The following is a 23,130-nucleotide window of genomic DNA, read 5'->3' as shown; positions in this document are numbered from 1 at the left end:
GCATTCCATCAGGAATTCTTCCCCCGCAAAAAAGGACCATCAGTCATGAGGAAAAAAACGGGCTTGACGAACGATGTGCCGAACGCAGTGAAACGGGCTCCGCGTGCAGAGAGCGCTCTCCAGCAACGACCGAAACGCTGTACGGCGCTCGAAGGCGCTTGTCAGAGGGTTTCCGGCGTCGGGCCGGTTCCCGGCGAGGCGTTTCCCCTCATCGACATGGTCGGGCACGAGTCTTTTTTCCGCTTCCTCGCCGAGAACAGCGGCGACGTCATCTGGGTCTATGATTTCCGCCTCGAGCGCTACGTCTACGCCAGCCCTTCCGTCATGGAGATGCGGGGTTTCACTCCCGAGGAGATCTGTCGCCAGTCGATTTTCGACGCTCTCACGCCTGCCTCTGCCCTTGTTGCCGCTGAGGAGATACAGACCCGTCTCGAGGCCCTCCAGAATGGTGACCTGTCGGCCCGTTCGGCGGTCTGCGAGTTCGACCAGCTCTGCAAGGACGGCTCGGTCGTTCCCACCGAGGTGATGACCACCTTCCTGCAGGACGCGGAAGGAAACCTCACGGGCATCATCGGCGTGGCGCGCGACATCCGCGAGCGCCGGCGGATCGAGGCCGAAAAAGAGCGGCTGCAGTCGCTGCTGCTGAAAGCCGGAAAGATCGAGTCGATGAGCCGCATCGCCGGAGGCATTGCCCACGATTTCAACAACCACCTCCAGTCGATCCTCGGCAACGCCGACCTTATGCTTTCCCGGATCGATCCCGGTTCCGAGTACGCCGGGGAGCTCGAAGAGATCCGAAGCGCCGTCGAGCACTGCGCGGTACTGACGACGAACCTCCTCTCTTTCGCCCGCAAGCGGGTCGCAGATCCGCGGGTCATTGCCTGCGGAGAGGCCATCTCTTCTCTCGTGCACGCCGTCCGTCCTGCCCTTTCGGGGGCCGTTACCATCGAATATGCCATTTCGGAGGGGCTCTGGCCGGTGAAGATGGATCCGAACCAGTTCGACGAGATCCTCTCCAACCTGATCGACAATGCCGTGGAGGCGATGGAGGACGGCGGCCGGATCGACATTGCCGCCCGCAATATCCCCATGGTCGATCATGCGCCCGGATCGGGCGGCGAAGGCATGGTGCTCGTCGAGGTCTCCGATACCGGCCGGGGGATGGCGCCGGAGGTGCTCGAGCATGTTTTCGATCCCTTCTTCACCACCCGCAGCGGCGCCTCCGGGCTCGGCCTCTCGTCGGTCTACGGGATCGTCGAACAGAGCGGCGGGTTCGTCAGCCTGGACAGCTTCCCCGGCAGGGGCACCGTCGTGAAGCTCTTCCTGCCCCGCTGCTTCGCCCAGGACGGGGGAGCCTCTCCTGTCGGCGTCGAGGCCTCCTCCGACGGCTCCGTCGCCCTCGGGGGGACGATCCTGCTCGTCGACGACGAGGACGCCGTCCGCCACATCACCCGGCGCTTCCTCGAGAGCATCGGCTTCAGGGTGCTGGATGCCGAAAACGGGGATGAAGCCATCTCGCGCGCCCGAAATCACGATGGCGAGATCACCATGCTGCTCACCGACATGGTGATGCCCGGCATGAACGGCCGGGAGCTCTCCGAGAAGCTTTCGGAGTTCCGAAGCGGGCTGAAGACCCTCTTCATGTCGGGCTATGCGCCCGATGCGTTCGCCGACGGCGAAAGCCATGTGCATTTCATCGGCAAGCCCTTCTCGAGGGATGCCCTGACGACGAAGATACGCGAAGTGATCGGAAGCTGAGGAACGTGTGCTATGAAAGAGGTGCTGCTGCTTGACAACGACGGACTGCTGCTCGATACCGAGCGCCTCTTTTTCGATCTGACGAAGGATTTTTTCGCTGAGGCCGGTCTTTCGATCAACGAGGCCCTCTGGGCGAGGGAGTATCTCGGCAACGCGAAACGCAGCCGCCAGATCGCCCTGGAACTCGGCATGGCGCCCTCCCTTGCCGACGAGATGCTTCAGCGCCGCAACCTCGAGTACCGCCGCCTTCTTTCGGGCGAGCTTCCGGTCCGGCCCGGCGTGCTGGAGACCGTCCGTGCCCTGTCTGGAAAGGTCCGCATGGCCATGGTGACCGGCAGCCCCCGCGACCAGGTTCTCATGATGCACGGCCGAACGGGCCTGCTCGACCATTTCGAGCACATCGTCGCCGACGACGACGTGGCGTGCCCGAAACCCCATCCCGAACCCTATCTCAGGGCACTCGAGCTGCTCGGCGCCGATCCTGCTTCCGCGCTGGCGGTCGAGGATTCCCTGAGGGGGTTCCATTCGGCCCGGGCGGCCGGCATCGACTGCCTCGTCATCCCCAACAGCATCACCCGCCTGCAGCGCTTCAGCGGAGCCCTTGCCGTCGAAGAGCACTTCTCGGCCGTCACGGGCCATCTGTAGGTTCGCCGCCCTCCTTCCCGTCAGCCGATCTTCATCCGTTTGAGCCAGAGCGAGCTGGCCACGACCGAAAGGCTGCTTCCGGCCATGGCCGTCCCGGCCAGTGCCGGGTGGAGAAGGAGCCCGAAGATCGGGTAGAATGCGCCGCCGGCCAGCGGGATGGCGAGGATGTTGTAGAAGAAGGCCCAGAAGAGGTTTCTTTTCACCACCCTGAGCGTCGCGCGTGAGAGTCCGATGGCAAGGGGGACCTTTCCGACGTCTCCCTTCAGGATGGTTACGCCGGCCGCCGCAATGGCGATGTCGGTCCCGGTGGCCATGGCGATGCCGGCATCGGCAACGGCAAGGGCCGGTGCGTCGTTGATGCCGTCTCCGACCATCGCCACCGTGCGCCCTTCCTGCTGGAGGTTGGCGATCCGTTCCGCCTTCCCGGCCGGCAGGACGCCGGAAATGACGGTGTCGATGCCCGCTTCGCGGGCGATGTGCTCCGCCGTTTCCGCACGGTCTCCGGTAATCATGACGGTCTGGATGCCCTGCCTCTTGAGCGCTTCGACGGCGCTCCGGGCGTTCTCCTTGATGGTGTCGGCAAGCGCCAGGATGGCGATCGCCCGTCCCTCCCGCTCCAGCACGGCGACGGTTTTTCCCTCCTCGAGCAGGGCGGCGGCTTCGGGCCGCGCTGATTCCCCGGCCGTCGGCTTCCGGACCCTGACCTCCCTGCCTTCGACGAGTGCGCTGACGCCGAGGCCTTCCTCCGAGCGGAACTGCGAGCACTCGAGGAGCTCCGTGCCGTCTCTCTCCGCCGCCTCGACGATGGCTCCGGCAAGCGGATGTTCCGAGAGGCGCTCCACGCTCGCCGCCAGCTGCAGTATCCGCGATGCTGCAGTCCCGGTGTCGAGTGCGACGATATCGGTCACCGCTGGCCTGCCGGTGGTGACGGTTCCGGTCTTGTCGAAGACCACCGTATCGGCTACGGCGAGTTTTTCGAGCGCTTCGGCGTTTCTGATGAGTATGCCGTTCTCGGCGCCCCTGCCGACTCCGACGATGATGGCTGTCGGGGTGGCCAGGCCGAGCGCGCATGGGCAGGCGATGACGAGGATGGCGATGAAGCTGTTGAGGGCAAGGGGAAGCGCTTCGGTAAACCCCATGAAGCGGGTGCCGAGCGTGAGCCAGAGCAGGAGGTCGAGGAGGGCCAGGACCAGCACGACCGGTACGAAGACGGCCGCGACGCGGTCGGCCAGGTTCTGGATCGGCGCCCTCGATCCCTGGGCCTCCTCGACCATGGCGATGATCCTGGAGAGCATGGTTTTCGAGCCCACCTGCATGGCGGTGAAGGTAAAGGATCCCCGGCGGTTGATGGTGCCGCCCGTCACACTGTCCCCGGGGCCCTTGTCGACCGGGACCGGTTCTCCGCTTACCGCTGATTCGTCGATCGTGCCGTCGCCTGCGGCGATGATGCCATCGACAGGAATGACCGCTCCGGGCTTCACCCTCAGGAGGCTGCCGCGGCGGACTTCTGAGACGTCCACCAGCGTTTCCTTTCCGTCGCGGACGAGAAGGGCCGATTTGGTCTGCAGGCCGATGAGTTTTTCGATCGTCTCGCCGGTTCGCGTTTTCGAGCGCGATTCAAGGTATTTGCCGGAAAGCACGAAGCCGATGACGATGATGGTGGTGTCGAAATAGGTGTGGGTGCCTGCGCCGAGGAAGTCGCGGACCGGCGGAAAGAGGGTTATGGCGGCGCTGTAGCCGTAGGCTGTCGCGGTGCCGAGGCCGACGAGGGTGTCCATGGTCGCGGCTCCGTAGCGGAGGAAGGATGCGACGCCCCGGAGGAACGTCCTGCCGGGTCCGAAAAGGATGATGGTGGCCAGGATCATGGCCAGCGGGTTGTAGAGGGTGTGGGGGAGCGGCCGGAACAGCATGCCGTAGAGCATGAGGGCGACCATGAGGATGGCCGAGGGCAGGGCGAGCCGGACTGTGTTCCTGTTCTTCCGGAGCTCTTTTGCCTCTTCACGCTCCTTCGGCGTCGCCTGATGTGCCGTTTCGGATTCAGCGGCTCCCTGGTCGTGCGTTTCATCCAGCAACAGGTAGCCGAGCGGCCGGAGGCGGTCGTTGATCGAGTCGAGCGAGGGGGCCCGGCTGTCGAGCTCAACGGTTGCCTTCTCGGTTGCGAAGTTTACCTCGGCATGCCGCACGCCCTCGATGGCCGTGAGTCTTTTTTCGATGATGGCCGCACAGCTCGCACAGTGCATGCCGGATATGCCGTAGACCTTCCTTGCCATCGTTCCTGGTGCTGGTTCATTCCCCGTTCCTATGCCAACACGCTTCCGTGTCGGGGGGTTCCCCTGCCTTTACGGACGGGTATCGCAGCGGACGGGTGGCATAACTCGAAAATAAATGGTATCGTACAGCGATACGACGTTTTTACCACTTCTTTCCCTGCTCTCCATGGCCGATACCGCTCCATTCGATTTTCAGTGCGATGTCATAGAACGAAGCTTTGACATTCCCGTCCTTGTCGATTTCTGGGCCGAGTGGTGCGCACCCTGCCGCATGCTCGCTCCCGTGCTCGAAAAACTGGCAGAAAAGCATGCCGGCAGCTGGGTGCTCGTCAAGGTCAACACCGAGGAGCACCCCGAGGTCGCAAGCCGTTTCCAGATCCGCGGCATTCCGGCCGTGATGCTCTTTTCGGGCGGCGAAGTCCGCGACAGCTTCACCGGCGCGCTCAGCGAGCCGCAGGTCGAGGAGTGGCTGCGCAAGGCCGTTCCCGGTCCGCACGACAAGGATGTGCTGATGGCCGAAGGGTTCATGAAAGAGGGGAAGCGCTCGATGGCCCTCTCCCTGCTCGAGGGGGTGGCCGGCCATGAGCCCGGGAACCTCCGGGCCCTTTCGCTGCTTGCGCGCCTCAAGCTCCATTCCCATCCCGAGGAGGTCCTCCGGATGGCAGGGACGCTGGACAGCGAGGTCGAGTACATGGATTTTGCCGATACGCTGCGCACGCTTGCGCGCCTGCTTGCCGCAAAACCGGCCGACTTTCCCGAAGACGGGGTCCGCGACGGCTACCTTGCCGCGATCGAGCTGCTCCGCCGGGAGGATTTCGACGGGGCCCTCAAGGCGTTCATCGAGGTGCTGAGGAGCAACCGCGGCTATGACGACGACGGTTCGCGCAAGGCCTGCATCGCCATCTTCCGCCTGCTCGGCGAGGAGCATGAGGTCAGCATGCGGAACCGCCGCGCGTTCGACAGGGCGTTCTAGCGATGGGAGACGTGCGCGAAACGGTGATCGGCGTCGATCTCGACGGGGTGTGCGCCGACTTTTACGGACGCATGCGCCGTATCGCCTCGGAATGGCTCGAGCTTCCGCTGGATGCGCTTCCCGAGGAGGTCTCCTACGGGCTCGACGAGTGGGGGATCAGTGGCGAGGGCCAGTACGAGAGCCTCCACCGCTTTGCCGTCACCCAGCGCGAACTCTTCCGGACCATGCCGATGATACCGGGGGCCCGCCGCTACCTCCGCCTGCTCTCCGACGAGGGGTACCGCATCCGCATCATCACCCACCGCCTCTTCATCCACTATTTCCACGCCTCGGCCGTGCAGCAGACGGTCGAGTGGCTCGACAGCCACGGTATCCCCTACTGGGATCTGTGTTTTATGAAGGAGAAATCGCAGGTGGGGGCGGACATCTACATCGAAGATAGCCCGGACAACATCATGCAGCTGCGTGAAAGCGGGCTCTACACCATCTGTTTCGCCAACAGCACCAACCGCCATATTGCCGGGCCGCGCGCCCATTCCTGGGAGGAGGCGTATCTTCTCGTCAGGGAGCGCGCGGCGGCCGGAGGCTCCTAGCGCGTCACGTAGAAGCAGGCGAACTTGAGGTAGCCGGTCTCCGGCATGGAGAGCAGCACCGGATGGTCGAAGGGCTGTGAGTTGCGGTGGATCATCCTCAGCTGGCTCTGGGTGTTGAGTGCGGCCTGGTGGACGCTCTGCAGGAAATCCTCTTCCGAGACGTGGTGGCTGCAGGATGCGGTCGCCAGGAATCCTCCGTTCCTGACGAGCTGCAATCCGAGCTGGTTGAGCTTCCGGTAGGCCTTGAGCGCCACGGGGAGGTTCTTGCGGCTTTTGGTGAAGCTCGGAGGGTCGAGGATGACGAGGTCGAACTGCTCCTTGGCGTCGATCATCTGCTGGAGCACCTCGAAGGCGTCGCCGGCCATGAGGCCGAAGTTCTCCATTCCGTTGAGGAGGGCGTTGCGCTCGGCGCGTTTGAGCGCCTCTTCCGAGGCATCGACGAGCATGGCCGAGGATGCGCCTCCCTTCAGTGCGTTGAGTCCGAACCCTCCGTCGTTGGTGAAGACGTCGAGCACCCTCGCTCCCTTGCTGAAGCGCCTGATGATGCGGCGGTTCTCGCGCTGGTCGAGGAAGAATCCCGTTTTCTGTCCTTCGAAGAGGTCGACCCGGAAGGTGATGCCCGCGTCATGGATGGTCTGCACCGTAGCCTCCCTGCTTCCGGCGACGACGTCGCGGTAGAGCGGCAGGCCCTCGAGCTCGCGCAGGATCGATTCGTTGCGAACCACCACCACCTCGGGTTTGAGCAGGTCCTGCAGGATTTCGGTGATGAGCGGCAGGTGGAGGTCCATGCCGGCCGAGAAGGCCTGGAGGACTATTCCGTCGGCGAAGCGGTCGACGATGAGGCCCGGCAGGCCGTCCGACTCGCCGTGCACAAGACGCCAGGCGTTCGTGTCGTCCAACTGGTAGACCTTGTTGCGCAGCGCGAGCGCTTCACTGAGCTTGCGTTCGAAGAACTTCCTGTCCGGCATCTCCTCACCGCGGGTCAGCAGGCGGAAGGAGATGAGGGAGTTGGGGTTGTAGAACCCCGCGCCGATAAGCTTTCCCTCATGGGTCTGGAGGCGCACGCTCTCGCCGGCGGCGATATCTTTTGGCAGTTCCTTCAGCTCGTTGCTGAATACCCAGAGGTGCCCTTTCTGGATTCTGCGGTGCTCTTTCGGCTTGAGTGTGATGAGGTGCATGTCGGGGTGCGTTCGGTTGTGGTTTTGAGGGCGGTGTTTTTTGGGCTAAACTCAACAGTCGCCCGTACTGCAATGTGCTTTACCGGACACTGTTTTCAAAGAGGATAATGACGCACCTTCCCCGATCGGGGCCCAGGGTGCTCCTAAACGGATGTAGTGATGCATAGAACGACTCTTTTTCTGCGCGTGCTTCTGCTCGCGCTCTCTTTCTCTCTCGGGGTTTCGGGCTGTGGGGGGTTCCGCTCGGTATCGCGCCAGGCAGTGCCGACGGGCCGCGTCGCCCTTTCCCCGGAAGATGCGGCGCTCTACGGCACGGTGCGGGCCGGGGCGCCCTTCATCACGTCGGTGGACGGGTACGCCGACGTCTGGCTGAAAACCCTGAAGCACCGCCGGAAGGCCTACTGCAGCATCCGCGTCAACCGGGGAGGGGAGTCGCGCATGCTGGTGACGGCCGGCTTCATCGGCCTTCCGGTCGCCGACATCTTCATCGGCCGCGATTCGCTGCTCGTGCACGACATGCTGCGCAACCGCTACTACAGCGGCGGCAACAGCGAGGCGAACCTCGAGAAAATACTCGGCGTAGGCTCCGCACCCGCGCTCATTTCCGGTTCGCTCCTCGGCCTTCTCGACCTTCGCGAGCCTGCGACGGCGATCCGTTCGGTGCAGAAGGGCGGCGGGCTGGTCTCGTTCAGTGTCGCTTCGGGCCAGGGGATCCGGGAGGTGGTGGTCGACCCTGCCGACGCAACCGTGCATGCGCTGCTCCAGAGGGACCTGGACGGGCGGCTCAAAAGCGAGGTGCATTTCAGGGATTTCGAGGCCTGTACGGTCGGGGATCGGAGCGCCATGGTGCCGCGCACGGTCGAGATGGTGCTCATGGACGGCGTTGCCGGCCGTGGGGAGCGCCAGCTCGTGATCTCCTACGACGAACGGACCTTCAACCGCCAGAACGGTTCGATGCGGCCCCGTGTTCCGAGCGATGCCCGGGTCGTCAGCCTCGAGGATTCGGACGTGGTCCCCTGGCTCTGAGCGACAAAAAAAAAGGCGCCCCGTCGGAGGGCGCCCCACAGTGTACTGTGTCAGCTGGCGGATCCGTCAGCGTGCGGCTTTGTAGTTCTCTTCGGCGAACTTCCAGTTCAGGAGGTTGTCGATGAGCGCTGCGGTGTAGTCCGGCCTGCGGTTCTGGTAGTCGAGGTAGTAGGCGTGCTCCCAGACATCGATCGTCAGGATCGGTTTGAGTCCTTTGGTCATCGGGGTCTCGGCGTTCGCGGTCTTGACCACCTTGAGCGTCTCTCCGTCAAGGACGAGCCAGGCCCAGCCGCTGCCGAACTGCGTCGCCGCGGCGTTCTTAAGCTCTTCGCGGAACTTGTCGTACCCGCCGAAATCCTTCTCTATGGCCAGGAGCAGCTCGCCCGCGGGCTTTCCTCCGCCGTCGGGTGAGAGGCAGTTCCAGTAGAAGCTGTGGTTCCAGGCCTGCGCGCCGTTGTTGAACACGCCGGCTTTTGAGGCGTCGGCGGCCGTTGCGGCAATGACCTCCTCGATCGTCATCGAGTCCATTTCGGTTCCGCCGACGAGGTTGTTGAAGTTGGTCACATAGGCTGCATGGTGCTTGCCGTAGTGGAAACCGATGGTCTTTGCCGATATGTGCGGTTCGAGCGCGTTCTCCGCCCAGGGGAGTGCAGGTTGCTGGTAAGCCATGATGAGGTGTGGTTTATGGTTTTAGAAACGAGTCCCGACGCCGTTCTCTTCCGAGGATTATATTGCGTCATACAGGGTTACTGCCGTGTGAACAATATCTGATTAACTTTTGAATTCCGGATTTAGTTTCTTAAATCTTGAAAAATCGTTGCAGGCTCCGCCGGCTTTCCTCCGGCCGGACTTGCCAGTCCGCCCTCAACTCTGAAGCGCACCCGATAGCATGAAAGCGAACCGCACACTCCGCACCCTTATTGCAGCAACTCTTCTTCTCCTTCCGCTGCTCGGCGGCTGCCAGGAGCGCCCCTCTTCGGCGCTCGATGCCGAAGACGTGCGCTTCAGCGAGTTCTACAGCGACTATCTCTTGGCGAGCGGTATTTCCGAGGAGAACGGCGGGCATTTCATCTCGGATCTCGACTCGACGACGCTTGCCGCCATGCTTGAGCGCCACGGCCTCTCCATGGAGAAGATCCGTGAGAAGAACGACCTCTACCGGGCCGATCCCGAGCGCTGGCAGCAGGTGCTCATCCGTGTCCGGGAGAATATCCGCAAGCAGGCCGAGGCGGGCAGGAAATGATGCCGCCGCATCCCTTCCTTGTCGGCGTCACCGGCGGCATCGGAAGCGGGAAGTCCACGCTCTGCCGTTTTCTTGAAGAGATGGGCTGCGAACTCTTCGAGGCCGACCGCGTCGCCCGCGAGCTGCAGCTTTCCGATCCGGAGATCATCGAGGGCATCAGCGCCCTCTTCGGCAGGGACGTCTATTCAAGAAGCAGCGACGGCAGCCTGCTGCTCGATCGCAAGCGCATCGCCCGGGAGGTCTTCTCCCATCCGGCCACCCTCGGCGCGCTCAACCGGCTCATCCATCCGAAAGTCTATGCCGCGTTCCGCCAGAGGGCCGCGGAGTCTTATGCCCGGGGGACGTCGGTTCTCGTCATGGAGGCCGCCATCCTTTTCGAAACGGGCCGCGCTTCGGAGCTTGATTTCGTCGTGGTCGTCGCCGCCCAGAACGAGACGCGCATCAGGCGGGCGGTCTCAAGGGGACTCGGCACTCCAGAGGAAGTCAGGCGGCGCATGGCGCTGCAGTGGCCGCAGGAGACGCTGGTTTCGAAGGCCGATTACGTGGTCTACAACAACGCAAGCCGCGATGAGCTCCGGGTGGAGGCTGAGCGGCTGTTCGGCGTGCTGAGGGAGGCGGCCGGAGGCTCAGCCGTGGATCGCAAGGGCAAGCGCCGGTAGCGAGACCCTGTAGCGGTAGGATGTTCCGCCGTGCGTGTCCATGAACTCCATGTGGCGGTGCGCAACGCCGTGCCGCCCGAGTTCCCTCGAGAGGATGCGCAGCCCGAACTGGAGGTTGTATTCGTCCATCGTCCCGCAGTCGAGGAAGAGCAGGCTGAGGGCTCGGAGCGCCTCCCGGTTCGCTTCCTCTTCGACCATCCTCACCGGATCGAACCGCAGCCATTCCTGCCATACCTCCTCATCGATTTCCGCCGTTCTCCTGTTGAAGGGCAGGCGCATGTTTTCGGGAGGATCGTTCGACGGGTCGGGCGAGTAGGCGGCCGACATGGCGAGGATGTCGAGCAGCGGGAACTCTCCCGACAGGGGTTTCGGCGAGTTGAAATAGCGCTCGTAGAAGGCCGGTATGCTTCCTTCGTAGCGCTCGAGGATGCGGGCGGCCACGGCGAAGTTCGGCCGGTAGGAGAGCTCGAAGGCCATATCGCCGCTGTGGCATGCCGCCGCGCCGAACGTTCCTGGTCGGCGCATGGCGAGCCGGAGAGCGCCGAACCCTCCGGAGGATTTTCCCGCTACGGCGCGGTGCCGGCCTTCCGGCAGTGTGGCCAGGTTCGCGTCCACCCATTCGACGACCTCTTCGGCCAGATAGGTCTCGTAGCGTCCCGTGGCCGCCGAATCGACGTACTGCGATCCGCCGTAGCGCGTCATGCAGTCCGGCATGACGATGATCGTCTCTTTCATTTCGCCGTCCCTCATGAGCCTGTCGGCCATTTCGGGCACCGAGGGGGTCATGAACGAGTAGTTGGTGAACGAGGGCCCGCTCGAGGCGAACCCTGCCAGCAGGTAGATGACGGGAAAACGCTTTTTCCCGTCGTAGGAGGGCGGCAGGTAGACCGGCATCATGCGCCGGGCGGGATCGCCGAGCGGGTTGCCCTCCAGGGTTTTCCCCGGAACGCAGAGGTGCGCCAGGTTCGCTCCGCAGCGTTCTTTGCCGTTCATGAGCACTTCAGGGCTTCGTTCTTGCGGTTGACGTGCGCCGAGATCAGGATGCTGGCCTCATAGAGGAGGATCAGCGGTACGCCGATCACCAGCTGGGTGACGATGTCGGTCGACGGGGTGACGAGGGCTGCGACGATGAGCAGAAAGACGATGGCGTGGCGGCGGTAGAAGCGCATGAAGGCCGGCGTGAGCAGTCCGATCTTGGAGAGGATGTAGGAGATGAAGGGGAGTTCGAAGACGAGCCCTGCCGTAAGGAGGGTGCCGATGAAGAAACTCGCGTAGTCCTGGACCGAGATGTTGTTTTCGATCAGCGGCGAGCCGAACGAGGCGAAGAAGGCCAGCGAGACCGGCAGGAAGACGAAATAGCCGAACATGATGCCGAGGAAGAACGAGATCGAGATGAAGAGGATCGAAAAGCGTCCTGCCGAGCGCTCGTGCTCATGCAGCCCCGGGGCGACGAACTGCCAGAGCTGCAGGGCGAGGTAGGGGAACGAGATGATGAAGCCGGAGAAGAAGACCGCCTGCAGGTAGATCGATATCTGTCCGTACGGAACGAGGTTCTGCAGCTGGAGGGTTCCGCTGCTGCGCTGGAGCGGGCCGATGAGCACCTCGTTGACGAGCAGGTCGGAGTAGATGGCAGAGAGGGCCGTGGCGACTGCGAGGGCGATGGCCGAGCGGATGAGCCGGGTGCGGATCTCGTCGAGATGTTCGATGAAGTTCGCGCCGCCTCCGCTTTCGTCGCCCTCTCCGTCACCGTTTTCGGCTTCGGCACTCCGCCCTGCGCTGCGCCGTGCAGCTTCCGGGTCTATCGGCGTGAGGTCGAACAGCTCTCCCTGTCCGGCTCCCGTTTCAGGGGAGGCGGGAGGTGGCCCTTCCGCGCCGCCAGATCCTGCAGGCTTCTGTGGGGCGCCATCCGGCTCATGTTCGCTTCCTGGGGTCGGTATCGAGGGTTCTTCGTCCTTTTTCATGGATCGGTTCTTGCTGGAGGTGGACTCTCGCGCGCTCGGGGCGGCCAAGAGAACATACCAACAATGACGCATGTAGGCAAACATTGTTTCCACCCGGGCCGGTTCTTTCGCACCGTTATTTTTTTTGCATGCGGCGTCGTGATATTCGTAAATTATAGGGCACCGCACTTGACTTTTCACCCTTAAGACCGGGGAGCTGTTGAATATCAATGACGTAACGGCGTCTGTAGCCGATGAACTCGAACTTTTCAGAAAGCGGTACCGCGAGCTGCTCCGTCGCCAGAATACGCTCGTGGACAAGGTTACCCGTTATGTCCTCCGCCAGCAGGGCAAGCAGATCCGGCCGGCCATGGTGCTGCTCTCCGCCGCCGTTTCGGGCGGCGTGACGGAGTCGAGCTACCGGGCCGCCATCATGGTCGAGCTCCTGCACTCCGCCACCCTGATCCATGACGACGTCGTCGACGGCGCCGAGATGCGCCGCGGCCTTCCCTCGATCAACGCAGTCTGGAAAAACAAGATTTCCGTCCTCATCGGCGACTACCTGCTATCGCGAGGACTGCTCTATTCGCTCGATTCCGGCGACTACGGATTCCTCCACCAGGTCTCCGACGCCGTCAGGCGGATGAGCGAAGGCGAGATCCTCCAGATCCAGAAGACCCGGAGCCTCGACATCACCGAAGAGGATTATCTTTCAGTCATTTCCGACAAGACGGCCTCCCTCATCGCCTCCTCCTGCGCGATGGGAGCGATGAGCGCGACAACGGACGAGGAGAGCGTCGCCGCCCTGAAACGCTATGGCGAGTACCTCGGCCTGGCCTTCCAGATCCGCGACGACCTGCTCGACTACACCGGCGACTCGAAGAAGACCGGCAAGGAGATGGGCATCGACATTCGCGACAAGAAGATCACCCTGCCGCTCATCCACGCCCTTTCGAAAGCCGCTCCTTCTGAGCAGAAGCGCATCCGCTCCATCCTGAAGAGTTCCGGCAAACGCGCCATGAAACGGGGCGAGGTGATCGAGTTCGTCAAGCGGATGGACGGCCTCACCTATGCCGCCGGAGTTGCCGAAGGGTTTGCCGAGGAGTCGCGCAGGGCGCTCGACCGATTCCCCGAAAGCAGCGCGAAGCGATCGCTGTTGAACCTGGTTGATTTCGTGATGAACCGCCAGCACTGAGCGTTCCGCCCTCTGGCCGACGCTCCCCCTGAACGTAGAATGCCCACACTTCTGACATGATGAAAAAAGCCGGACTGATCTTCCTCATCGTTTTCCTCCTTGCCGGTCTTTTCGACCGCGTGATCATGCCCTGGTACGTCTCCTCCGGCAGCGCCGTCACCGTTCCCGACGTGACGGGGCTCCAGTATGACGAGGCCGCTTCGAAACTCAGCTGGCAGGGCTTCGACCCCAAAAAACGGTACCATGTCAAGTATGTCACGGGAGTGGATTCCACCGTCGTCCTCTCCCAGTCGCCCGCCGCGGGCCAGCGGGTCAAGAAGGGGCGCGACGTCTACCTGGTGGTGAACCGTCGTGAAAAGCCCAGCTACCCCATGGCCGATCTCGTCGGACGCATCGAGAGCGATGCGCGCCAGACCATGGCGCGCATGGACATCATCATCGACGAGGTGCAGACCAGCACCGTCAGCAGCCGTGAGGAGGACGGGCGGGTGCTCTCGCAGTCCGTTCCGGAGGGCGTGATGGTCAAGCCGGGCTCGACCGTTTCTCTCATCGTCGGGCGTTTCGAGGAGTCCGATGCGGGCATGGAGAAGCTGATCGTGCCGGACGTGCTCGGCATGTCGCTCTCGCAGGCCGAGAAGGTCATCGGCGATGCGGGTCTGAGGCGGGGTTCGGTGACGAAGGAGTATTCCGCCATCCTGGTGCCGAATACGGTCATCAGCCAGCGGCCGGCGGTGAGCGCCTACGTCTCGCCGGGCCAGAAGGTCGATCTTACCGTCGTGACGGCCGAATAGGCTTCGCTGCTCAGCGGTAGTTGGCTTTCCGGTACTCGTCCCTCAGCTCCCTGATCCCCGTGGTGCGGTCGTTGCCGTCGCTGATGAAGCCGAAGTATTCCAGGATGATGCGGATGACGAGCCAGATGCCTGCCAGCATCAGCTGGAGGGAGGTGAGGATGGTCTCGAAGATGTTTTTCTTCATGCCTAAGGGCTGATGGGTTGTGTCGGGGCGTTATCTGTGATGATAACAAAAAAAAGGCCATTCCGGGGAATGGCCTAGCGGGTTTCTTGGCGAAGCCTGCCGTTCAGTCGATGAGCGACTCTTCTGCTTCGATCCAGTCTTCGAGGTGCGATCCGTGCTGGCAACCCTTCTGTTCCCAGCGGTAGTAGGCCGCGATGCGGACCTGCTCGGCGCGGGCCTCAGCAGAGAGCCCTTTTGGCGAACGGGTCTTTTTTGCCGGCGCCTTGGCTTTCGCAGCCGTTTTTGCCGGAGCCTTCGCCGGGGCTTTCTTCGCGGCCGCCGTCTTCTTGGCCGGAGCGGCCTTCTTTGCCGCCGTTTTGGCGGGAGTTTTCACTGCGGCTTTTTTTGCCGGAGCCTTTGCGGTCTCTTTTTCCGTGGTTTTTTTAGCCATGGTGGTCGTATGTGAATGCTTGAATTGCTGGGATCTCTTGCTTGTTCTCCATGATCCCACTCACTCCGTTTGAGCGGAGCGGTGGAATTAATTTCAAAAGATACGAAATAATCTTGTATGGGGAGTTTTGGCGCAGTATTTTTTTCAACCCTGTAACCTCCGCGGAAACCGGCTTCCCGGTGGTCTGCTGCAGGGGAATCCACTAAGGACAGCGGTTGCTCATGAAGCGGTCAGATAACGGCAGAAGAAACTGGAAAAGGAATCTCCGGGTTTTTTTCTATGCCGTCCTGCGCAAGAGCCGTTACCTGAAAGGCAACCACCGCACCTTCTTCCGCCTCTCGCTCGACGCGCTCCTGGTCCAGCTCAACCTCAACCAGGATTTCCCCTTCCTCTTCATCGCCATCTTCGTGGGCCTGACCACCGGATACGTGGCCGTCATGTTCCATGACGCCATCCTCTGGCTCAGCTCGTATCTCTTCGGCACCGCAGAGCTTCTTCCCGGCAGCTGGAGCTATCTTCTCCTTGCGTTCATCCCGGCGTTCGGCGGGCTCCTGGTCGGACTCTACAACGCTTTCGTGGTGAAAGCCCGGCCCGGCCACGGCCTGGCCTCCGTCATCAAGGCCGTTGCGCAGAACAACGGCCGTATCGGTCGCAACCACTGGATCCACAAGACCTTCACCTCCGTCATCAGCATCGGTACGGGCGGCGGCGGCGGTCGCGAGGCGCCGATCCTGCAGGTGGGCGCGGCCATCGGGTCGGCCGTCGGCCAGGCGCTGAAGTTCTCTCCCGACAGGACGCGCACACTCCTCGGCTGCGGTGCCGCGGCAGGCCTTGCCGCCGTCTTCAATGCGCCGATAGGCGGTGTGATGTTCGCCATCGAGGTGATCCTCGGCGACTTCAGCGTCAAGACCTTCAGTCCCATCGTGGTCGCCGCCGTCGTCGGCACCGTGCTTTCGCGCAGCTTCCTCGGCAGTTCGCCGACCTTCCAGGTTCCTCCCTACACGCTCGTCTCCAACTACGAGCTTCCCCTCTATTTCATCCTCGGGGTGCTTGCGGGGTTGTCCGCCGTGCTGTTCATCAAGACCTACTACTCGATCGAGGAGTGGTTCGCTCGTATCGAGAAGCGCTTCGGCATACCGGTCTGGGCGATGCCGGCCATCGGCGGCCTCGCCTGCGGCCTCCTCTGCATGTGGCTGCCGGGTCTCTACGGCTACAGCTACGCCGTCGTCGACAGCGCGCTGAGGGGTGAGGAGCCCTGGACCGGCATGATCAGCGTCTACCTGCTCAAGCCGGTGGTGGCCGGCCTCAGCGTCGGTTCCGGCGGTTCGGGCGGCATGTTCGCCCCGGCCATGAAGATGGGCGCCATGCTCGGCGGCATGTTCGGCAAGCTCGTCAACATGGTCGTTCCCGGCATGACGGCGGCTTCAGGCGCCTACGCGCTGGTCGGCATGGGGGCGCTCACGGCCGGCATCATGCGCGCTCCGATGACGGTCATCCTGATCCTCTTCGAGGTGACCGGCCAGTACGAGATCGTGCTGCCCATCATGTTCGCGGCCGTCACGGCAGCGCTCATCGCGCGCCTGGCCTACCGCCACTCCATGGAGACCTACGTGCTGGAGAAGGAGGGGGTGCGGGTCGGCTACGGCATCGCGCTTTCCGTGGCCGAGAGCATCAGCGTGCTCGATGTGATGCGCACCGACTTCATCCGCTTCAACGACGTGACGAGGGTGGAGAAGGTGCTGGAGGTCTTCCACAGCACTCCGGAATCCAACTTCCTCGTCACCAACGACGAGAACCAGTTCGTGGGGATGATACGGCTGGAGGAGATGAGCATCATCCTGCGCGACGGGATGTTCGCGGGGCTCATCGCCGAGGACGTCATGAAGAAGGAGGTGCCGGTGCTCTACGACTCCTCGAAGCTCGACGAGGCCCTGAAGTTCTTCGAGGTCGCCGACTACACCAACGTCCTGCCGGTCATTTCGAAGCGTTCCGGCAAGCTCCTCGGCATCGTCCGCCAGGAGGAGGCGTTCTCCTACTACCGCAAGCAGATGAACCTCTACGGTTCGGACCGCCCCGAGGGCGCCCGCTGAGCCGCCCGCTCCCCGCCGTTCTTCACCGCTTTCCAGCTCCGAGAGCCGAGAAACTCACCACGAGCAGTATCGTCACCGCCTCCATCACCATGAAGATGTCCTTCGGCACATATGCGTTGACGGCCAGCCCGCCGTATTCGAGCAGGGCGAGGAACCCCGCCGATACCGTTACCCAGAGCGGATGCGCTCCGGCGAGCAGCGCGGCCGCAATGCCGGTGAACCCTGCCTGGCCGACCATTCCCGCTTCGTAGAAGTGCTTGTAGCCGAGCACCAGGTTGGCCGCCGCGAGTCCTGCGGCGGCTCCGCCGAGCGCCATGGCCGTCAGGGCGTGCATGGCGGGGTTGATGCCGGCGCGTGCGGCGGCTTCCGGCCGCAGTCCGGCCGAGCGCATCTCGAAACCGAACCGGCTTTTGAAGATGAGCAGGTAGAAGAGGAGGGCTGCGAGGAGTGCCAGGAGGAGCGAGAGATTGGCCGGCGAACTCCTGAACCATCCGGCGAGGTTCCAGAAGGTGGGGATCTCGGCTGCGGCCCTTATCGGGGCGGTATGGACGGTGGAGGCCAGGGCGAAGTGGCGGGTGAGCAGGTAGCCGGCGATGCCCTCGGCGATGAAGTTCAGCATGATCGTTGAGATCACTTCGCTCACCCCGAAGGCGGTCTTCAGGACGCCAGCCAGGGCTCCCCAGAGCGCTCCGGCCGTCATTGCGGCCAGAATGGGGAGTGTGATCGTGAGCGCCGGCCAGAGCCCCTCCGGCAGCATGGCGCCGGTCAGGGCCGCGGCGAAGGCTCCGAGGATGAGCTGGCCCTGTGCGCCGATGTTGAAGAGCCGCAGGCGGAAGGGGAGCGCGACGGCAAGGCCCGTGCAGACGAGCGTGGTCATGCGGAAGAGCACCTGGCCCTGCCCGTAGGGGGAGGCGAGGGTCGTACCGAGCATCTTCCTGAAGACGGCGACGGGGTCGCGGCCGGTGAGGGCGATGATGGCGGCGTTGAGGATGAGCGCTGCCACGATCGAGCCGACGGGGATGAGTATCGTTTTTGTCGAGGGTTTCATGCGGGGGCGTCAGGTGATGTGCTGTCCGATCTCTTTGTGGAACTGGTGGCCCCGGCGGCGTCCCGCTTCCGTCTCCGGGGCATTGAACTCGTGGCGGATGGTGCCGCGGTAGATGCAGCCGATGCGGCTCGAGAGGGCCGTCAGCTCCTCGAGCTCGCTGGAGACGAGCAGGATGGCCGTTCCCCTGTCCCGCGCTTCGATGATCTTTCGGTGGATCGATTCGATGGCGCCGATGTCGACGCCCCGGGTGGGTTGGGCGAGGATGAGGAGGCGGATGCCGGGACGCGTCATCTCCCGGGCGACCACCACCTTCTGCTGGTTGCCGCCGGAGAGGGACGAGAGCGGCTGGCGGTCCGGCGCAGAGACGCGGATGTCGAACTCCGGCACGAGCTGCGCGGTGTTGCGCTCGATCGCCTCCCGGCTGAAGCCGGGGCCGAAGCGGAAAGCCGCTTCGCGGTGCCGTCCGAGTACGAGGTTCATCGAGACGGGGAACTCCGGGACCACCGCGTCGCGGAGCCGGTCCTCCGGCACGTGCGAGACGCCGCGTGCGGTGATGCCCTGCGCCGTGAGCCCCTGGATCGGAACGCCCTCGAGCAGCAGCTCCCCTTCGATGCGGCTCGAGGGGGGACGGTGGCCTGCGAGCAGCCCGAGGAGTTCCGACTGGCCGTTGCCCTCCACTCCGGCGATGCCGTAGATCTCTCCTGCTTTCACGCAGAAGCTGAGCCGGCTGAGCTTTTCGGCCCCCTTCGCCGTCTTCAGCCCGAGGTTTCTGGCTTCGAGCACCGTTTCCCCGGGGGAGTGGGGCGGGTTGGCGACTTCGAGCGAGACCCCCCTGCCGACCATCATCTCGGCCAGCTGGCGGCGGCTTACGCCGGCGGTCGGCATGGTGCCGACGATGCGCCCTTTCTGCATCACGCTCACCGTGTCGGCTACGGAGAGCACCTCGTCGAGTTTGTGGGTGATGAGGATGACGGTGCGGCCCCCGGCTGCAAGCGCCCGGAGCGTCTGGAAGAGCTTTTCCGTCTCCTGCGGGGTCAAGACCGCGGTGGGTTCGTCGAGGATCATGATGGAGGCGTTACGGATCAGCAGCTTGAGCAGCTCCAGGCGCTGTTCCTCGCCGACGCTGAGCTCCCGGCAGAGCGCGTCGGGGTCGACCTCGAGGCCGTAGCTTTGGGCGCATTCCGAGACCATGGCGCGGACCTTTCTTTTCGGGAAGGGGCTGAGGAGCGATGCCTGCTCGAAGCCGAGCATGATGTTCTCCGCGGCGGTGAGCTCGCCGACGAGCATGAAGTGCTGGTGGACCATGCCGATGCCTGCGCGGATCGCCTCGCGGGCCGAAGAGAAGGAGCGTTCCTCGCCCCTGATCGAGAGGGTTCCGGCCGTGGGGCGGAGGAGTCCGGCGATGACTTTGACGAGGGTGCTCTTGCCGGCGCCGTTCTCTCCTGCGATGGCGTGTATCGATCCTTCGCGGACAGTGAGGTCGGCATTCCGGACGGCGGTGACCTCTCTGAAGCGCATCGTGAGGTCGCGCAGCTCGACGGCTGCCTTCACGGGGGCGGAGGGGCTTGCCATCAGAGCCAGACGAGCACCGTCTTGATCGACTCCTTGCTGTCGAGGGCCGTCCGGTAGGCCCGCTCGTACTCCGCGACGGGGAAGATGTTGGTGAAGAACTTCTCGCTGTCGATCGAGCCCGCCTCGAGTTCACGGACGGCCCGCTGCATCTGTTCCGTGGTCGTGAGGCTGGAGCAGATCAGCACCGGTTCGCGATGCTGGAGGAGGCGGTAGTCGTAGGCCATCACCTCATAGTTGCCCATGAGCAGGACCTTGGCCCGGTGTTGCATGAGCCGTACGGCTTTTTCGACGAGCAGGATCCTGCCGGTGGTTTCGATGACGAGGTCGTACTTGCCGTCGAACTCCTCGGTGAAGTCGCCGATGTCGAGCGCGATGTGCTCGGCGTGGGAGAGCTGGCCGCGGACGGCGAAGGTCTCGACGGCGTCGATCGAGGTGACGCCGAGGCTGTGGAGGTACTCGACCACCATGAGCCCGACCGAGCCGAGCCCGAGCACCAGTACTTTCGAGGATGGGGTGACGCCGGTCTTGTCGACGCCGCTCATGGCGTAGGCGAGGAGTCCGGTGAGGAGATCGCGGTGGATCGGGGCGCGGCCGAGGGCGATGAGGTTCTCCCTTTTCGTGGGGATGACCTCAGCGTGGCAGCCGTAGTAGGGCTCGACCCCGTTCCAGCAGTCCCCCCTGAAGGCGTAGACGAACTCCCCCTCCTGCAGGTCGCTTACTTCGGATCCCACCGAGAGGACCTGGCCGATCGCTTCGCTGCCCGGCAGGATGGGGTAGTTCAAAACGCGGCTGGAGACCGGCTTGTTGGTCAAGAGCAGGCGGTCCAGCCCCGGCGTGATGGTGCTGGCGATGGTCTTGACCACGACGTCCCGTGGCCCCGATGCGTCGTAGGACGCGTGCTGGAGCTTGAGCTTGTTGGCTTTCTGGAGGACGAGTGCTTTGGCGGTTCCCTGCATAAAGGTGGTTCGGCTCGGTTGCGGTTGACGGCTTGCTGCTGCAAGCATAAGGTACGAAATGCCCGAGAGCCGGTCAACAGACCTCCGCACCGGGGGATCGGGTGCGGAGGAGGAGGGGCCTTTATTCTCCTGCAGGGACCATGAAGAAGACCGCGAGGTTCGCGAGGCAGCCGACGACGAGCCCGTCGATATGGAACGGGACGGCGGTGAGGTTGTTCCAGGCGAGGGCGGCCGCGATGCCGGCGGCGGCTCCGGCGATGAAGCGCCGCCGGGTCGCGCGGAACCCGAGGATCGCCGCGGCGAGCGGTACCAGCACGGTCGGCGCCCAGAAGTTGTAGGCGTAGATGAGGATGTCGAGCAGGCTTTCGATCGAGAGCGCGAAGAGTATCGCGAGGAGCCCGACGCCGAGGGTCGTGAGGCGGGCGAGCATCAGTTCGGTTCCTGATTCGAGCGGCGTGCTCCGCAGCGGGCGGACGATGTCGTTGCTGAAGGCGATGGCGGCGCCGTTGAGGAACGAGTCGGCAGAGGACATGATGATGGAGATGACCGCGGCGATCACGATCCCCTGCAGGATCGGGTGGAGCGAGGCCTTGATGACGAACGGCATGGCCAGGTTCGGGTTCAGCGAGGGGTCGAGTGCGAGGGCCACGAGGCCGATGAGGCCGGTGATGGCGAAGAAGGGGATCGAAAAGAGCCCGCTCATCATCGTGCCGCGCGAGACGTGCCCGGCCGAGCGGCCGATCAGGAGGCGCTGCACGTAGGGGGGAACCAGGGTCTCGCCGAGCAGGAACGTGAGGAAGAGCGCGGCCAGCGAGAGCACCGCACCGGGTTCGGTCGGGAGCTGCAGGCGGGCGGCGGGTATGCTGGCCGTCAGGCTCTCCCATCCACCGGCCTGGCGGATGCCGAAGTAGAGGGTGAGGGGGATGCCGACGGTGAGCACCAGGAACTGGATGACATCGGTCCAGACGACCGAGCGCATGCCGCCGAAGGTGGCGTAGGCGATGACGATGCCGCATCCGATGAGGATCCCCGTCGAGCGGTCGATGCCGAGGAAGAGGTTGAAGATGTAGCCCATCGCCCCGACCTGTGCGCCGAGGATGCCGGCGCAGAGCGCCACGCCGAAGATGCCGCTGAACACCCTGGCCCCTTTGCCGTAGTGCGGTTCCATGATGTCGCCGACCGAGATCGCGTCGGGGTATCTCTCCATCCTCGGTGCGATGAAGGTCGCCACGAGGATCTCCTTGAGGCTGAATCCCCAGAGCGCGACGATGTTGGCGATGCCGATGAGGAAGACCTTCTCGGCGTTGCCCATCGAGAACCCTCCTCCGATGAAGGAGGCCGAGAGGGTCGCGAAGATGACCATGCTGCCGAACGACTTGTCGGCGACGGCGTAGTCTTTCATGTTCTTGATTCCGCGTCCGGCAAGAAGCCCGACCAGGAGCACCACGGCGAGATAGACGATGACGATGACGTTCTGCATGGGGGAGGGGGAGGGTGGTTGGTGATGCGCCGTAGTGGCGTTCAGAGGTTGGCCAGCGAGCCGAGGAACCAGGCTATGGCGCTGATGCATATCGATCCGCCGACCGCCCACCAGAACCCGTCGATCGCGAACCCGTCGACCAGCGCGGCGGAGAGCTGCAGGAGCAGGGCGTTGATGATGAGGAGGAAGAGTCCGAGCGAGAGCAGGATGAAGGGAATCGAGAAGAGGATCATGATCGGCCGCACCAGGGTGTTGACGAGGCCGAGCACCAGCGCGACGGCCAGCGCGGCGCCGAAGCTGCGGACATGGATGCCCGCGAGAAGCTGGGCCGTCAGGTAGACGGCGAAGGCGTTGACGAGCCAGAGAAGCAGGATGTGCATCATGGGTCCGGGTATCAGGTTGTCGGTTCGTGCTGTCTTTTTCTTAAGTATAGCAGTTCAGGGCCGGATTCCAATGGCCTCCGGCGCTTCCCCCTCTGCCGCTATTTCTCCGCTTTCCTGTTCCAGGGCTTGAAGACCGAGAAGAGCACCGCCAGGGCGAGCAGGATGGTGTTGATGAGTGCGGCCGCCGCCAGCACGGCATCCCCCGTCGTATAGGCCGGGTCGCGGAGGGCCGAGAGCCGCTCCTCGGCGGCGATCTCGAGAAGGCGGGCCGAGAGCGGTCCGAGATAGAAGGTCCCGACGAGGACGAGGCCCAGCGTGACGATCCACTTGTAGACCAGCCAGCCGCTCCTGAAGAACCCCCACTTCGTCAGCATCGAATAGATGAGCCCGGTGAGCAGCGTCAGGACCGCCGCCGCCGTCAGCACATAGGTGTCGATGAAGTGGAAGATGAGGCGGTAGGTGTAGATCCCCTCACCGGAGGCCTCGTCGATCGGGACGAGTGGGAGGAGCGCCAGGAGGAGGACCGAGGAGAGCCAGAGTCCTGAAGTGATGATATGCAGGGACTTCAGTGTCTTCTGTTGCGGAGCGGAGAGTTTCAGCATGGAGGGAATGGGTGGTGGATTATTCAGGGGGAACAGGCCTTTTATCCCGGAGAGACGCATGAGTGTGAACGTCTTGTTGTGTATGTTCATAAAGTACGGCAGGTGTCCCTGAAA

23 protein-coding genes are annotated in these 23,130 nt (G+C 63.5%); 10 read left to right on the top strand and 13 right to left on the bottom strand.

Annotation, left to right across the window (positions count from 1 at the left end; genetic code table 11):
- The first annotated feature begins 45 nt into the window (after positions 1-45).
- Entirely contained in the window at positions 46-1,758 is a 1,713-nt protein-coding gene (locus tag E0L29_RS00610) for an ATP-binding protein (RefSeq protein ID WP_131353495.1), read from the top strand.
- A gap of 12 nt (positions 1,759-1,770) precedes the next feature.
- A complete protein-coding gene (locus E0L29_RS00605) occupies positions 1,771-2,403 on the top strand; it encodes an HAD family hydrolase (RefSeq protein ID WP_131353493.1) in 633 nt (210 codons plus the stop codon).
- 20 nt (positions 2,404-2,423) lie between these two features.
- Here E0L29_RS00605 and E0L29_RS00600 read toward each other — a convergent pair whose 3' ends face one another.
- Positions 2,424-4,673, bottom strand: a complete 2,250-nt coding sequence (locus E0L29_RS00600; protein WP_165498787.1) for a heavy metal translocating P-type ATPase — start codon at positions 4,671-4,673, stop codon at positions 2,424-2,426.
- 115 nt (positions 4,674-4,788) lie between these two features.
- On the opposite strand from E0L29_RS00600, the gene trxA reads away from it, so the two are divergent.
- Together trxA and E0L29_RS00590 are read left to right on the top strand one after the other, a co-directional pair.
- On the top strand, positions 4,789-5,646 hold the full coding sequence (gene trxA / locus E0L29_RS00595; RefSeq protein WP_347564551.1) for a thioredoxin: 858 nt from the start codon (positions 4,789-4,791) through the stop codon (positions 5,644-5,646).
- A gap of 2 nt (positions 5,647-5,648) precedes the next feature.
- Entirely contained in the window at positions 5,649-6,239 is a 591-nt protein-coding gene (locus E0L29_RS00590; protein WP_131353492.1) for a 5'-nucleotidase, read from the top strand.
- Here the strand turns inward: E0L29_RS00590 and E0L29_RS00585 are convergent.
- Entirely contained in the window at positions 6,236-7,417 is a 1,182-nt protein-coding gene (locus tag E0L29_RS00585; RefSeq protein ID WP_131353490.1) for a class I SAM-dependent rRNA methyltransferase, read from the bottom strand. The genes E0L29_RS00590 and E0L29_RS00585 overlap by 4 nt on opposite strands.
- A 159-nt stretch (positions 7,418-7,576) precedes the next feature.
- Here E0L29_RS00585 and E0L29_RS00580 point away from each other — a divergent pair, with 159 nt between their 5' ends.
- Complete coding sequence (locus E0L29_RS00580; protein WP_131353488.1) at positions 7,577-8,443, top strand: DUF4292 domain-containing protein; 867 nt, start codon at positions 7,577-7,579, stop codon at positions 8,441-8,443.
- A 66-nt stretch (positions 8,444-8,509) separates the two neighbouring features.
- Here E0L29_RS00580 and E0L29_RS00575 read toward each other — a convergent pair whose 3' ends face one another.
- On the bottom strand, positions 8,510-9,112 hold the full coding sequence (locus tag E0L29_RS00575; RefSeq protein ID WP_131353486.1) for a superoxide dismutase: 603 nt from the start codon (positions 9,110-9,112) through the stop codon (positions 8,510-8,512).
- A gap of 220 nt (positions 9,113-9,332) precedes the next feature.
- Here E0L29_RS00575 and E0L29_RS00570 point away from each other — a divergent pair, with 220 nt between their 5' ends.
- Positions 9,333-9,686: a hypothetical protein gene (locus E0L29_RS00570; RefSeq protein ID WP_131353484.1), complete on the top strand. Its 354-nt coding sequence runs from the start codon at positions 9,333-9,335 to the stop codon at positions 9,684-9,686.
- On the top strand, positions 9,683-10,345 hold the full coding sequence (gene coaE / locus E0L29_RS00565; RefSeq protein ID WP_131353482.1) for a dephospho-CoA kinase: 663 nt from the start codon (positions 9,683-9,685) through the stop codon (positions 10,343-10,345). The genes E0L29_RS00570 and coaE overlap by 4 nt, the downstream gene beginning before the upstream one ends.
- On the opposite strand, the gene E0L29_RS00560 is transcribed toward coaE, so the two are convergent.
- Positions 10,313-11,338: an alpha/beta hydrolase-fold protein gene (locus tag E0L29_RS00560; protein WP_131353480.1), complete on the bottom strand. Its 1,026-nt coding sequence runs from the start codon at positions 11,336-11,338 to the stop codon at positions 10,313-10,315. The two genes, coaE and E0L29_RS00560, sit on opposite strands and share 33 nt — an antisense overlap.
- Complete coding sequence (tatC, locus tag E0L29_RS00555; RefSeq protein ID WP_242664225.1) at positions 11,335-12,306, bottom strand: twin-arginine translocase subunit TatC; 972 nt, start codon at positions 12,304-12,306, stop codon at positions 11,335-11,337. The genes E0L29_RS00560 and tatC overlap by 4 nt, the downstream gene beginning before the upstream one ends.
- A gap of 199 nt (positions 12,307-12,505) precedes the next feature.
- On the opposite strand from tatC, the gene E0L29_RS00550 reads away from it, so the two are divergent.
- Positions 12,506-13,480: a polyprenyl synthetase family protein gene (locus E0L29_RS00550; protein WP_131353478.1), complete on the top strand. Its 975-nt coding sequence runs from the start codon at positions 12,506-12,508 to the stop codon at positions 13,478-13,480.
- 56 nt (positions 13,481-13,536) lie between these two features.
- Positions 13,537-14,271, top strand: a complete 735-nt coding sequence (locus E0L29_RS00545; RefSeq protein ID WP_131353476.1) for a PASTA domain-containing protein — start codon at positions 13,537-13,539, stop codon at positions 14,269-14,271.
- Positions 14,272-14,281: 10 nt separating this feature from the next.
- Here E0L29_RS00545 and E0L29_RS11465 read toward each other — a convergent pair whose 3' ends face one another.
- Both E0L29_RS11465 and E0L29_RS00540 read right to left on the bottom strand, forming a co-directional pair.
- Entirely contained in the window at positions 14,282-14,455 is a 174-nt protein-coding gene (locus E0L29_RS11465; RefSeq protein ID WP_165498786.1) for a hypothetical protein, read from the bottom strand.
- A 103-nt stretch (positions 14,456-14,558) separates the two neighbouring features.
- A complete protein-coding gene (locus E0L29_RS00540) occupies positions 14,559-14,885 on the bottom strand; it encodes a DUF2934 domain-containing protein (protein WP_131353473.1) in 327 nt (108 codons plus the stop codon).
- A 221-nt stretch (positions 14,886-15,106) separates the two neighbouring features.
- Between E0L29_RS00540 and E0L29_RS00535 the strand changes: the two genes are divergently transcribed.
- Positions 15,107-16,975, top strand: a complete 1,869-nt coding sequence (locus tag E0L29_RS00535; protein ID WP_131353471.1) for a chloride channel protein — start codon at positions 15,107-15,109, stop codon at positions 16,973-16,975.
- A gap of 22 nt (positions 16,976-16,997) precedes the next feature.
- Here the strand turns inward: E0L29_RS00535 and E0L29_RS00530 are convergent, their stop codons facing one another.
- The 6 genes from E0L29_RS00530 to E0L29_RS00505 all read right to left on the bottom strand — a co-directional run bounded on the left by E0L29_RS00530 (position 16,998) and on the right by E0L29_RS00505 (position 23,016).
- Positions 16,998-18,023 carry an ABC transporter permease gene (locus E0L29_RS00530; protein ID WP_131353469.1) on the bottom strand — a complete coding sequence of 342 codons (1,026 nt, stop codon included), beginning with the start codon at positions 18,021-18,023 and terminating at the stop codon, positions 16,998-17,000.
- Between the two features lie 9 nt (positions 18,024-18,032).
- Positions 18,033-19,574, bottom strand: a complete 1,542-nt coding sequence (locus E0L29_RS00525) for an ABC transporter ATP-binding protein (RefSeq protein ID WP_242664224.1) — start codon at positions 19,572-19,574, stop codon at positions 18,033-18,035.
- A gap of 20 nt (positions 19,575-19,594) precedes the next feature.
- Positions 19,595-20,551 carry a zinc-binding alcohol dehydrogenase gene (locus E0L29_RS00520; protein WP_131353467.1) on the bottom strand — a complete coding sequence of 319 codons (957 nt, stop codon included), beginning with the start codon at positions 20,549-20,551 and terminating at the stop codon, positions 19,595-19,597.
- Between the two features lie 121 nt (positions 20,552-20,672).
- Positions 20,673-22,031, bottom strand: coding sequence for a sodium:solute symporter family protein (locus E0L29_RS00515; protein ID WP_131353465.1), 1,359 nt, complete (start codon positions 22,029-22,031; stop codon positions 20,673-20,675).
- Between the two features lie 41 nt (positions 22,032-22,072).
- A complete protein-coding gene (locus tag E0L29_RS00510; RefSeq protein WP_131353463.1) occupies positions 22,073-22,414 on the bottom strand; it encodes a phage holin family protein in 342 nt (113 codons plus the stop codon).
- 98 nt (positions 22,415-22,512) lie between these two features.
- Complete coding sequence (locus tag E0L29_RS00505) at positions 22,513-23,016, bottom strand: hypothetical protein (RefSeq protein WP_131353461.1); 504 nt, start codon at positions 23,014-23,016, stop codon at positions 22,513-22,515.
- Positions 23,017-23,130 lie beyond the last annotated feature (114 nt).

It is taken from the genome of Chlorobium sp. N1, from assembly GCF_004332115.1.
Taxonomy (GTDB): Bacteria; Bacteroidota; Chlorobiia; order Chlorobiales; family Chlorobiaceae; genus Chlorobium.
The sequence above is the reverse complement of the archived record's forward strand: the minus strand, read 5'-3'. Positions and strand labels throughout refer to the sequence as shown.